Source organism: Pseudomonas lutea, assembly GCF_000759445.1.
Lineage (GTDB): Bacteria > Pseudomonadota > Gammaproteobacteria > Pseudomonadales > Pseudomonadaceae > Aquipseudomonas > Aquipseudomonas lutea.
This window is the reverse complement of record NZ_JRMB01000002.1, coordinates 1,212,735-1,225,100: the sequence shown is the minus strand read 5'-3', so window position 1 is coordinate 1,225,100 and position 12,366 is coordinate 1,212,735. Positions and strand designations below refer to the sequence as shown.

Sequence of the window (12,366 nt, the reverse complement as noted above, 5' to 3'; positions counted from 1 at the left end):
TTTGTTCTTTGAGCGCCACAGTGGTGGTGAACGGGCCATACTCGTTCACTTGGATGGTCAGGACCCTGAGGCGCGCGAAGATCCGCAGGAGTTCCGGGAGCTGGCGCTGTCGGCAGGCGCCGACATCGTCTCGTTCGTCAACGTGCCCAGGCACCGTCCGACGGCCAAGTATCTGGTGGGTAGCGGCAAGGTCGAGGAGTTGCGTGACCTGGTCAAAACCGAAAAGTCAGATATCGTCATCTTCAACCATGTTTTGACCCCCAGTCAGGAACGCAACCTTGAACGCGTGTTCGAGTGCCGCGTGCTTGACCGTACGGGTTTGATCCTGGATATCTTTGCGCAACGCGCGCGTACTCATGAGGGCAAGCTGCAAGTCGAACTGGCCCAGCTTGAGCACATGAGCACGCGTCTGGTGCGAGGCTGGACTCACCTTGAGCGCCAGGGCGGCGGTATCGGCCTGCGCGGTCCGGGTGAAACGCAGCTCGAGACCGACCGTCGTCTGTTGCGTGTGCGTTTACGCCAGATCAAAGGCCGGCTTGAAAAAGTCCGCAGTCAGCGGGATCAGGCCCGCCGCGGCCGCTCCCGTGCCGATATCCCTACGGTTTCGATCGTCGGCTATACAAACGCCGGCAAGTCAACGCTCTTCAATGCGGTGACCGACTCCGACGTCTACGCAGCCGATCAGCTGTTTGCGACCCTCGACCCGACTCTGCGTCGTCTTGAGATAAACGACCTTGGTCCGATCGTGCTGGCCGATACGGTGGGTTTCATCCGTCATCTGCCGCACAAGCTGGTCGAGGCCTTTCGAGCTACGCTCGAAGAGTCCAGCAACTCCGACCTTTTGCTCCATGTGATCGACTCTCACGAGCCCGAGCGTCTGGAGCAGATCGAGCAGGTCATGGTGGTATTGGGTGAGATTGGTGCCCAGGACTTGCCGATGCTTGAGGTCTATAACAAACTCGATCTGCTTGAGGGGGTTGAGCCTCAGATCCAGCGAGATGCCGATGGCAAGCCGCAGCGGGTCTGGGTCTCTGCCCGTGACGGGCGTGGTCTGGATTTGCTCAAGCAGGCCATTGCCGAGGTGTTGGGTAATGACCTCTTTGTAGGAACGTTGCGGCTGACACAACAATTTGCCCGGCTGCGTGCCCAGTTTTTCAAGCTGGGTGCGGTGCAGAGCGAAGAGCATGACGAAGAAGGGCAGAGCCTTCTGGCTGTACGTTTACCCCGAGTTGAATTCAATCGCCTGGTGAGTCGCGAAGGACTGCAGCCGCTGGAATTCATCGAGCAACACACTTTGCAATAAAAGCCTGACAAAGCGGTTGTACCGCTATGACGGGCATTCTGTAGCATTGGTCGGCGCGCCGTGGGCGCGTCTTTGCTTTATCAGATGGAGAGCGCTATGGCTTGGAATGAGCCGGGTGGCAACTCGAATAATCAGGATCCTTGGGGTGGTAAGCGCAAGGGCGGCGACCGCAAGGGGCCACCGGATCTCGACGAGGCCTTCCGTAAGCTGCAGGAAAGCCTGAATGGGTTGTTCGGTGGTGGTAAGAAACGCAGTGGCGATGGCGGCGGCAGCAGCGGTCGTTCGGGCAAGGGCGGTGGTCTGGGTCTGCTCGGCATCGGTCTGGTCGTGCTGCTTGCGATCTGGCTGTACAACGCCATCTATGTGGTCGACGAGCAGGAGCAGGCTGTTGTGCTGCGCTTCGGCAAATACTACGAAACCGTAGGGCCGGGTCTGAACGTTTATTTCCCGCCGTTTGATCGCAAATATCTCGAGAACGTGACGCGCGAGCGTGCTTACAGCAAGCAGGGTCAGATGCTCACCGAAGACGAAAACATCGTCGAGGTGCCGCTCACCGTGCAATACAAGATCACCAATCTGCAGGACTTCGTGCTGAACGTTGATCAGCCTGAAGTCAGCTTGCAGCATGCGACCGAAAGTGCCCTGCGGCACGTCGTCGGTTCTACTGCGATGGATCAGGTGCTGACTGAAGGTCGTGAACTCATGGCCAGCGAAATCAAGGAGCGCCTGCAGCGTTTCCTCGACACCTACCGGACCGGCATCACCGTCACCCAGGTCAACGTTCAGAGCGCTGCGGCGCCGCGTGAAGTCCAGGAAGCGTTTGACGATGTGATCCGCGCACGTGAGGACGAGCAACGTTCGCGCAACCAGGCTGAAACCTATGCCAACGGCGTGATCCCGGAAGCTCGTGGGCAGGCTCAGCGCATTGTGGAAGATGCCAACGGTTATCGTGACGAAGTGGTCTCGCGGGCCAAGGGTGAGGCGGACCGCTTCACCAAGCTGGTCACCGAGTACCGCAAGGCGCCGGAGGTCACGCGTGAGCGTCTGTATCTGGACACCATGCAGGAGGTCTTCAGTAACACCAGCAAGGTGCTTGTGACCGGCGACAAAGGTCAGAACAACCTGCTTTATCTGCCGTTGGACAAAATGATCGATAGCAGCCGTAACGGTTCCACTTCGTCTGGCGGCAGCACTGCTGCTCCTGTCGTTGATCCAGGCTCCAGAGCTGCGGATATGCAGCAGCAACGCGACACGCGCACTAGGGAGACTCGCTGATGAGCAATAAATCTCTGGTGGCCCTGATTGTCTGTGTCGTGCTGGCTGTGGTCGCATGGAACAGCTTCTATATCGTCGCTCAGACCGAGCGTGCGGTGTTGCTGCAGTTTGGTCGTGTTGTTCAGGCCGACGTCTCACCTGGCCTGCACGTGAAGATTCCTTACGTGAACCAGGTGCGCAAGTTTGATGGTCGACTGATGACCCTCGACGCGCCGACTCAGCGTTTTCTGACGCTGGAAAAGAAAGCCGTCATGGTAGATGCCTATGCCAAATGGCGCGTGAAGGACGCTGAGCGTTTCTATACCGCGACATCGGGCCTGAAGCAGATTGCCGATGAGCGCTTGTCGCGTCGTCTGGAATCGGGTCTGCGTGACCAGTTCGGTAAACGTACCCTGCACGAGGTCGTCTCGGGTGAGCGTGACGCGTTGATGGCTGACATCACCGCTTCGCTTAACACCATGGCCGGCAAAGAGCTGGGCATCGAGGTCGTCGATGTGCGGGTCAAGGCCATCGATCTGCCGAAGGAAGTCAACCGCAGCGTGTTCGAGCGGATGAGCACCGAGCGTGAGCGTGAAGCGCGTGAGCATCGCGCCAAGGGTAACGAACTGGCAGAAGGCATCCGTGCCGACGCCGATCGTCAGCGTCGTGTATTGCTCGCCGAAGCGTATCGCGAGTCTGAAGAGGCGCGTGGTGACGGTGATGCTCAAGCGGCTGCGATCTATTCGAAGGCATACGGTCAGGATCAGGAGTTCTATGCGTTCTATCGCAGCCTGCGCGCCTACCGTGAAAGCTTCGCGAACAAAAGCGACGTGATGGTGCTGGACCCAAGCAGCGAGTTCTTCCGCTATCTGGAAAAAGCCAAGCCGTAATCGCATCAGCACATGATCATCCCGCCGGGCGGCAAAACAGCCCGTCGGGGTGATCGCGCGACGAAACGTGTGTATGATGCGGCAGCCGGGAAATTCCCGGCTTTTTTGCGTCTGCACGATTGATTGGCCGTGGCGTGTTCCGTGCGCGGCAGTTTTTTCGAGGACGGTGTTCACCTTAACGCGGCGCATCAGGCACGGGACTTTTCCATGCCCGCGTCCGCAGAATGCTGTCTGCTTCACTCAAGGCTTGCCCAAGGGCCGGCCGCCCGGATCATAGGGGAAAGGCGTAATGGCAACGGTTGACCGCTGGCTGCTGCCGGATGGCATCGAAGAAGTACTGCCGCCGGAAGCTGCGCGCATTGAAGTCGCGCGTCGTCAGGTGCTGGATCTGTTTCAGAGCTGGGGCTACGAATTCGTCGTGACCCCGCACATCGAATACCTCGAATCACTGCTCACAGGTGCGGGCCAGGATCTGGATCTTCGCACCTTCAAGGTCGTCGATCCGCAATCGGGTCGGCAGATGGGCTTTCGCGCGGACATCACTCCGCAGGTCGCACGCATTGACGCACACACTCTGCGTCGCGAAGGCCCGAGCCGGCTCTGCTACGCTGGCAGCGTGTTGCATGCGCAGCCGCGTGCGCTGTCGTCTTCTCGCAGCCCGATCCAGCTAGGCGCCGAGCTGTACGGCGATGCAAGTCCGAGCAGTGACGTCGAGGTCATCAGTTTGATGCTGGCGATGCTGCAGTTGGCGGACGTTCCTGATGTCCACATGGATCTGGGGCACGTGGGAATCTACCGTGGCCTTGCTCGCGCTGCCGGCTTGTCTGGCGAAGTCGAGCAGCAGCTGTTTGATGCACTGCAGCGCAAAGCCATCGACGAGGTCATTGCGTTGACCGAAGGTCTACCCGCCGATTTGGCCGGCATGCTGCGGGCGCTGGTTGATCTGTGCGGTGACCGCACGGTGCTCGCCCAGGCGCGCGACCGTTTGGCGGCCGCGCCGGCGCCTGTCATTGAAGCGCTGGATGATCTGCAGGAAATTGCCGAACGCCTTTCGGCTCGTTTTCCTGAGCTACCGTTGTATTTTGACCTCGGCGAGTTGCGCGGCTACCACTACCACACGGGTGTGGTGTTCGCGGTATTCGTGCCGGGTGTCGGTCAGTCGATCGCTCAGGGCGGCCGTTACGATGACATCGGTGCCGATTTCGGTCGCGCCCGCCCGGCAACGGGCTTTTCCACTGATTTGAAGACTCTGGTGACGCGAGGTCGAGCGCAGATCGAGCTGCCATCGGGTGGTATCTGGATGCCCGACAGCACCGATGCAGCATTGTGGCGAAAGGTTTGCCAGCTGCGTGCCGACGGTCAACGTGTGGTCCAGGCGCTGCCAGGACAACCGGTTTCGGCGGCAAAAGACGCCGACTGCGACCGGCAATTGATTCAGCAAGGCGAGTTTTGGCAAGTACTGCCGCTGGCCTCTTGAGTTTCCCTGCCGGCCGCTGCCGGCACCAAGTTTGCGCGAATGAGGACAAGTGTTATGGGTAAGAATGTCGTAGTCCTGGGCACCCAATGGGGTGATGAGGGCAAAGGCAAGATCGTTGATCTGCTGACCGAACATGCAACGGCGGTGGTGCGCTATCAAGGTGGCCACAACGCCGGCCACACGCTGGTGATCGACGGTGAAAAAACCGTCCTGCACCTGATCCCTTCCGGTGTACTGCGCGAAGGCGTGCAGTGCCTGATCGGTAACGGCGTGGTTGTCGCACCCGACGCCCTGATGCGTGAGATCACCAAACTGGAAGAGAAGGGTATTCCGGTGCGCGAGCGTCTGCGCATTAGCCCGTCCTGCCCTTTGATCCTTTCCTACCACGTGGCTCTGGATCAGGCGCGCGAAAAAGCCCGCGGCGAACACAAGATCGGTACGACCGGTCGCGGTATCGGCCCGGCTTACGAAGACAAGGTTGCGCGTCGTGGCCTGCGCATCGGTGATCTGTTCCACCGTGAGCGCTTCGCCGCCAAACTGGGCGAGTTGCTGGATTACCACAATTTCGTGCTGGTCAATTACTACAAAGAGCCGGCGATCGACTTCCAGAAGACACTCGACGAGTGCATGGAATACGCAGAGCTGCTCAAGCCGATGATGCTCGACGTGACGGCGGTGCTGCACGAAATGCGTCGTGCTGGCAAAGACATCATGTTCGAGGGTGCTCAGGGTTCGCTGCTTGATATTGACCACGGTACTTACCCGTACGTCACCAGTTCCAATACCACTGCGGGCGGCATCGCCACGGGTTCCGGCATGGGGCCGATGTACCTGGATTACATCCTGGGCATCACCAAGGCTTACACCACTCGAGTGGGTTCGGGTCCGTTTCCGACTGAGCTGTTCGACGATGTCGGCGCGTTTCTGGCCAAGCGTGGTCATGAGTTCGGTGCAACCACCGGGCGCGCCCGTCGCTGCGGCTGGTTCGATGCGGTTATCCTGCGCCGCGCCATCGACGTTAACAGCATCTCCGGCATCTGCCTGACCAAGCTTGACGTGCTGGACGGTCTTGAGACCATCAACATCTGCGTGGGTTACAAGAACGAAAACGGTGCAGTCATCGACGCACCGACCGACGCTGACAGCTACATCGGCCTGGAGCCCGTGTACGAAGAAGTGCCGGGTTGGTCCGAGTCCACGCTGGGTGCCAAGACGCTGGAAGAGCTTCCTGCCAACGCTCGTGCGTACATCAAGCGCCTTGAAGAACTGGTCGGCGCGCCAATCGACATTATTTCGACGGGCCCTGACCGCAACGAAACAATCGTTCTGCGTCACCCGTTCGATTGATAAGTCGTTGAAACACAAACAAAGGGTCGCCTCGGCGGCCCTTTGTTTTGCCTGTTGAAAACTGCGCTGCGCTGCGGCACGACCCTTGCTGTGAATCCATTTATAAGACGATGCCATCATTTTACTGGCGTGTGTTGTGGGGGGATTTCCTGTGTCAGCCGTTACTTCTCTTCTGCGCAGCCGTTTGCTGCGCCCCGTGTTCATTGCTCTTGGAATTGCGCTTCTGGTGCAGGTCCTGATTGCCGTCGCCCTCACTCGGAGCACGGTTACCGCGCTTGAAGCTGAACTGGCGACGCGTCTGGGTGCGGATTCGCAGCGCTTGTCCGGCGAACTGGAGCAGGCGAGCCGCGATGTAACCTCCAGTCTTGACGGCTTATCGCAGAGTACGCGTCAGCGCCTGAGCGCCGGGCTTTCCGCACGCCTCAAGGACGAGCAAAAGCAGCTGCGCGCGACACTTGAGAAGGACCTCAAGGACTCGGCGACAGACATGGCCGAGTTACTGGCCGCCGTCGCGCCACGAGCCATGTGGGATGGTGATACGCCGACACTGTCTGAGTTCGCGCGCCGTGCGCAGCGCAATCCGAACGTTCTGTTTGTGGTGTATGACGATGCTCAGGGCGAGCACCTGACGCGTTATCTGAACCGCGAAAACGAGTCGATCAAGGCTTTGCTGGCCAAAGGCGAGGGCGAGCGTGCGATGGACAAAGTTCTGAACGCCGCCCAGAAAGATCCTTCGGTGTATTACGTCGAAGCATCAATCAGCCCTAACGGTGTCGAGATCGGCAAGGTGCGGATGGGTGTATCCACGGCGTCCGTTGAGGAAAACCTTGCGGCCCTGGACAAGCGATTTATTGCGCTGATCGGTAGCGGCGACCAGTTGGTATCTGAAAGCCTTGGCGGCGCTGCGGCGGAGAGTTCTTCTGCGTTGCGTTCGCGACTGCAAACGGCTCAGGCGTCCGCAGCTGCGATGGCGACCAATACCCGCTCTGCGGTGCAAGGCGCCGCAAGTACCCTGCGCTGGAGAATCGGCGTGGGCTTGTCTCTGGTCGGGTTGGGTGTCTTGGTTTTGCTGGCCATTGTGCTGGGGCGCCGCGTCGTGCTGCGCCTGCAGTTGCTCAATCGCGCGCTGGATGATCTGGCAGCGGGCGAGGGTGATCTGACCAAGCGGGTCAAACTCAATAGCAACGATGAAATCGGTGACATGGCTGCGGCCGTCAATCGCTTTGTCGACAAGCTGCAACCCATTGTTCGCGAGGCGGGCGACGTGGCTCAGCAGACGGGGCTGGAGATCGGCGCCATGAGCAAGCGCAATGCCGGTGCTGGCGCCGCGGCCGAGTTACAGCGCGATGAGGTAGCCGCCAGTCTTCAAGCGTTGGCGCAGATGGCAGACGAAGCGCAGGCCGAAAGCCAGGCGATGCAGGCCGCGCTTCAGCAGGTGGTCGATATCCGTCAAGCGACGGACGAAAACACACGAACCTCCAACCAGGTCGGCGGCCTGATCGAGGCGCTGGCCGGCCAGGTAGAGACCGGTGCTCAGGTAATCGAGCGATTGGCGTTGCAGAGCCAGCAGATTGAAGTGGTGCTGGAGGTGATCCATGGCATCGCCGAGCAGACCAACTTGCTCGCCCTCAACGCTGCTATTGAGGCTGCACGTGCCGGCGAAACTGGCCGAGGGTTTGCTGTCGTGGCCGACGAAGTCCGCGCCCTGGCCAGCAAGACGCAGAGTTCGACCGGGGATATCCAGGAGCACATCGCCAAACTGCAATCTGGCGCGCGCGAGGCGGTGGCGACAATCGGTCTGGCCGGGCGCCAGGCAAAAGAGGGGTTGGCGGTGTTAAAAGACAGTACCCGGTTGCAGCAGTCGGTGCAGGCTTCGGTCGAGCAGGTGCACGCGGCAATCGGTCTTGCCACCCGGGCGGCAGAGCATCAGGCTCAAGGTGCCCAGGCGGTGCGAGGTCGAGTCGAGGTCATTCACGCTCAGGCGGAAAAGGCCGCCCAGGCGGTTGTGGAAACGACCGCCAGCGGCAAGACGCTGGACAAGCTGGCTGCGCAACTGAAGGCAAGCCTTGGTCAGTTCCGCGCATAGCAGGTGTACCCCAGAAAGCACAAAACCGAGCACTTGGCTCGGTTTTGTTTGTTTGGTGCCCAGAAGAAGACTCGAACTTCCACGACCTTGCGGTCACCAGCACCTGAAGCTGGCGTGTCTACCAATTTCACCATCTGGGCATGGCGCTGATTTAATTAGATTTTTAGTGATTGTGCAACTGAATTTTTGAATTTCTTGGAAGGATGATGGAGACGTGCGAGGAGGGCGGACATCCAAGGATATGTGATCTAAGCTCATGGCTGCCTGATGGAGCTGATTTTTCGGAACGCAAAAAGCACAAAACCGAGCCTGAGCTCGGTTTCGTTGAATTGGTGCCCAGAAGAAGACTCGAACTTCCACGACCTTGCGGTCACCAGCACCTGAAGCTGGCGTGTCTACCAATTTCACCATCTGGGCAGTTCGTTGATTTCATTCGATAAATCGATCGATTTCAATTACAACTAGGCAGTGCCGTCGTTGTGGGGCGCATCTTACGGATGAGATTAATGGCTGTAAAGCCCCTTCACGAAAAAAAATTGAAATAGCGAAAAGTCTCAGCAAATGCTGTCTTCGCGTTTCAATCTGGTATATGCCAAACTAATTACATACAGATAAGGTGAACTCATTCTAATGGCCGATTGGCAGTCCCTCGATCCCGAGGCCGCTCGTGAAGCGGAAAAATACGAAAACCCCATCCCTAGCCGTGAGCTGATCCTGGCTCACCTCTCCGAGCGCGGGTCGCCAGCGGCCCGTGAGCAGTTGGTGGAAGAATTTGGCCTGACGACTGAAGATCAGATCGAGGCCCTGCGTCGCCGGCTCCGTGCCATGGAGCGCGACGCGCAGCTCATCTACACCCGCCGTGGCACCTATGCGCCGGTCGACAAGCTGGACCTCATTCTGGGTCGCATCAGTGGCCACCGTGACGGTTTCGGTTTTCTGATCCCGGATGACGGCTCTGACGATCTGTTCATGAGCCCTGCGCAAATGCGTCTGGTGTTCGATGGCGACCGTGCGCTGGCGCGCGTTTCAGGTCTGGATCGTCGCGGTCGGCGCGAAGGCGTGATCGTCGAAGTCATCTCCCGCGCGCACGAGACCGTGGTTGGGCGCTACTTTGAAGAAAGCGGTATCGGCTTCGTCGTGCCGGACAACCCGAAGATCCAGCAGGAAGTGCTGATCACTCCGGGTCGCAATGGTGGCGCCAAGGTCGGCCAGTTCGTTGAAGTGAAAATCACCCACTGGCCGACCCCGCGCTTCCAGCCGCAAGGTGACGTGGCCGAGGTCGTGGGCAATTACATGGCGCCCGGCATGGAGATTGATGTCGCGCTGCGTACCTACGACATTCCTCACGTCTGGCCAGAGGCAGTGCTGAAAGAAGCCGCCAAGCTCAAGCCGGAAGTCGAAGAAAAGGACAAGGAAAACCGCGTTGATTTGCGTCATCTGCCATTCGTCACCATCGACGGTGAAGATGCGCGCGACTTCGACGACGCCGTTTTCTGCGAAGCCAAGCCAGGGAAACTGCGCCTGTTCTCCGGCGGCTGGAAGCTTTACGTCGCGATTGCCGATGTGTCCAGCTATGTGAAGCTCGGCTCGGCACTCGATGCCGAATCACAGGTGCGTGGCAACTCGGTTTACTTCCCCGAGCGCGTCATCCCGATGTTGCCTGAGCAACTGTCCAACGGCTTGTGCTCGCTGAATCCCCTGGTTGATCGTCTGGCAATGGTGTGCGAGATGACCATCTCCAAAACCGGCGAGATGACCGATTACGTTTTTTACGAAGCCGTTATCCACTCCCATGCCCGTCTGACCTACAACAAGGTCAGCTCGATGCTGGAGCACCCGAAAGCCGCAGAAGCCAAGCAGTTGCGCGAGCAATATGGCGACGTGGTCCCGCACTTGAAACAGCTTTATGCGCTGTACAAGGTGCTGCTGGGTGCGCGACACGTGCGCGGAGCCATTGACTTCGAAACTCAGGAAACCCGGATCATTTTCGGCACTGAGCGCAAAATCGCGGAGATCCGTCCGACGACGCGCAACGACGCGCACAAGCTCATTGAAGAGTGCATGCTGGCTGCCAACGTCGCGACTGCAGAATTTCTGAAGAAGCACGAAATTCCGGCGCTTTATCGTGTCCATGATGGACCGCCGCCCGAGCGGCTCGAAAAGTTGCGCGCCTTCTTGGGCGAGCTGGGTCTGTCTCTGCACAAAGGCAAGGACGGTCCAACGCCGAAGGACTATCAGGCACTGCTTGAAACCATCAAGGACCGCCCTGATTATCATCTGATCCAGACCGTCATGCTGCGCTCTCTGAGCCAGGCCGTTTACAGCTCGGATAATCACGGCCACTTCGGCCTGAATTACGAGGCGTACACGCATTTCACGTCGCCTATCCGTCGCTACCCGGACTTGCTGACTCATCGCGCGATTCGCAGTGTCATCCGTTCCAAGCAGGAAACACCGCACGTCCGTCGTGCCGGCGCGGCCGCGATCCCTAAAGCGCGTATCTACCCGTACGACGAAGCCATGCTTGAGCAATTGGGCGAGCAATGCTCAATGAGCGAGCGCCGTGCCGACGAGGCGACCCGAGATGTCACGAACTGGCTGAAGTGCGAGTTCATGAAGGACCGCGTTGGCGAGTCGTTCCCCGGCGTCATCACCGCGGTCACCGGCTTTGGCCTGTTCGTCGAACTGACCGATATTTATGTCGAGGGCCTGGTCCACGTCACCGCGCTTCCTGGCGATTACTACCATTTCGATCCAGTACACCATCGTCTGGCAGGTGAGCGCACGGGGCGTAGCTTCCGCCTGGGTGACACGGTTGAAGTGCGCGTCATGCGCGTCGACCTTGACGAGCGCAAAATTGACTTTGAAATGTCGGAGAAGACCACCAGTGCCCCGATTGGCCGCAAGCGCCGATCAGCCGAACCTGCAGCGGCAGAGAAGGGCAAGGACACGTCCCCTGCCACCAAGTCAGGCCGCAAGACTGCGAAAGAGCCTGTTGTCGAGGCTTATCGCCCTAGTGATGCGGCTGCCAAAAATGCAGAGGTTCGCAAGAGCCGCGAGATGAAAAAAGCGCTGCTGACCGAAGCCAAGGGTGGTAGCAAGGCATCGTCGGGAAAGTCGGGGAGTGATGCCTCAGGCGCCTCTGGCAAGACGAGCAAGCATCGGAAAGGTTCTTCGAAGTCCGGCTCAGCTTCTGCCGCCAGCAGTGGCGGTGTGCGTAAACCTAAGGTCAAGTCATGAGTCAGCTGGAAAAGATCTACGGCGTCCATGCCGTAGAGGCGCTGTTGCGTCATCACCCCAAGCGGGTCAAGCAGATCTGGCTGGCTGAAGGTCGCAGCGATCCGCGGGTTCAAGTGCTGATCGAGCTTGCGGCGCAGAACCGCGTTTCTGTCGGACAAGCCGAGCGACGCGAGATGGATGCCTGGGTAGAGGGTGTTCACCAGGGTGTTGTTGCGGACGTAAGCCCTAGCCAGGTCTGGGGCGAGGCGATGCTGGACGAGTTGCTCGACCGCACCGAAGGCCCGCCGCTGATTCTGGTCCTTGACGGTGTCACTGACCCCCATAACCTGGGCGCCTGCCTGCGCACTGCCGATGCGGCAGGTGCTCTGGCGGTGATTGTGCCCAAGGACAAGTCCGCAACCTTGACGCCGACCGTTCGGAAAGTGGCATGTGGTGCGGCGGAGGTCATTCCTCTCGTGGCCGTGACCAACCTGGCGCGCACACTTGAAAAGCTCCAGCAGCGCGGCCTATGGGTTGTTGGCACTGCGGGCGAGGCCGAACAGGAGTTGTACCAGCAGGACCTGACCGGCCCGACCATCCTGATCATGGGCGCCGAAGGCAAAGGCATGCGCCGTCTTACTCGGGAGCATTGCGATTATCTTGTGCGCCTGCCGATGGCCGGCAGCGTGAGCAGTCTGAACGTTTCGGTGGCGACAGGCGTCTGCCTCTTCGAAGCCCTGCGCCAGCGCGCTGCCGCGAAGAAGTGATCGGTTAAGAGCGGCAAGCCTCA

At 59.3% G+C, this 12,366-nt stretch carries 8 protein-coding genes and 2 tRNA genes; 8 read left to right on the top strand and 2 right to left on the bottom strand.

All coding sequences use genetic code 11. The features are described 5' to 3' along the window. The first annotated feature begins 1 nt into the window (after position 1). The 6 genes from hflX to LT42_RS17685 all read left to right on the top strand — a co-directional run bounded on the left by hflX (position 2) and on the right by LT42_RS17685 (position 8,357). The gene (gene hflX, locus LT42_RS17710) at positions 2-1,303 is read left to right on the top strand and encodes a ribosome rescue GTPase HflX (protein ID WP_037015730.1); all 1,302 of its coding nucleotides are present in this window, start codon (positions 2-4) and stop codon (positions 1,301-1,303) included. A 96-nt stretch (positions 1,304-1,399) separates the two neighbouring features. Then, entirely contained in the window at positions 1,400-2,578 is a 1,179-nt protein-coding gene (gene hflK, locus LT42_RS17705) for an FtsH protease activity modulator HflK (protein WP_037015727.1), read from the top strand. Continuing rightward, a complete protein-coding gene (gene hflC / locus LT42_RS17700) occupies positions 2,578-3,447 on the top strand; it encodes a protease modulator HflC (protein ID WP_037015724.1) in 870 nt (289 codons plus the stop codon). Before hflK ends, hflC begins: the two co-directional genes overlap by 1 nt. A 289-nt stretch (positions 3,448-3,736) precedes the next feature. Then, on the top strand, positions 3,737-4,924 hold the full coding sequence (locus LT42_RS17695; RefSeq protein ID WP_037015721.1) for an ATP phosphoribosyltransferase regulatory subunit: 1,188 nt from the start codon (positions 3,737-3,739) through the stop codon (positions 4,922-4,924). A gap of 54 nt (positions 4,925-4,978) precedes the next feature. Then, entirely contained in the window at positions 4,979-6,271 is a 1,293-nt protein-coding gene (locus LT42_RS17690) for an adenylosuccinate synthase (protein ID WP_037015720.1), read from the top strand. Positions 6,272-6,422: 151 nt separating this feature from the next. After that, complete coding sequence (locus LT42_RS17685; RefSeq protein WP_037015717.1) at positions 6,423-8,357, top strand: methyl-accepting chemotaxis protein; 1,935 nt, start codon at positions 6,423-6,425, stop codon at positions 8,355-8,357. A 53-nt stretch (positions 8,358-8,410) separates the two neighbouring features. Here LT42_RS17685 and LT42_RS17680 read toward each other — a convergent pair. Both LT42_RS17680 and LT42_RS17675 read right to left on the bottom strand, forming a co-directional pair. Continuing rightward, a tRNA-Leu gene (locus LT42_RS17680) sits at positions 8,411-8,497 on the bottom strand. A gap of 190 nt (positions 8,498-8,687) precedes the next feature. Beyond that, positions 8,688-8,774: transfer RNA gene (locus LT42_RS17675), tRNA-Leu, on the bottom strand. A gap of 213 nt (positions 8,775-8,987) precedes the next feature. Here LT42_RS17675 and rnr point away from each other — a divergent pair. After that, complete coding sequence (rnr, locus tag LT42_RS17670; protein WP_037015714.1) at positions 8,988-11,597, top strand: ribonuclease R; 2,610 nt, start codon at positions 8,988-8,990, stop codon at positions 11,595-11,597. After that, on the top strand, positions 11,594-12,343 hold the full coding sequence (rlmB, locus tag LT42_RS17665; RefSeq protein WP_037015712.1) for a 23S rRNA (guanosine(2251)-2'-O)-methyltransferase RlmB: 750 nt from the start codon (positions 11,594-11,596) through the stop codon (positions 12,341-12,343). Before rnr ends, rlmB begins: the two co-directional genes overlap by 4 nt. Positions 12,344-12,366 lie beyond the last annotated feature (23 nt).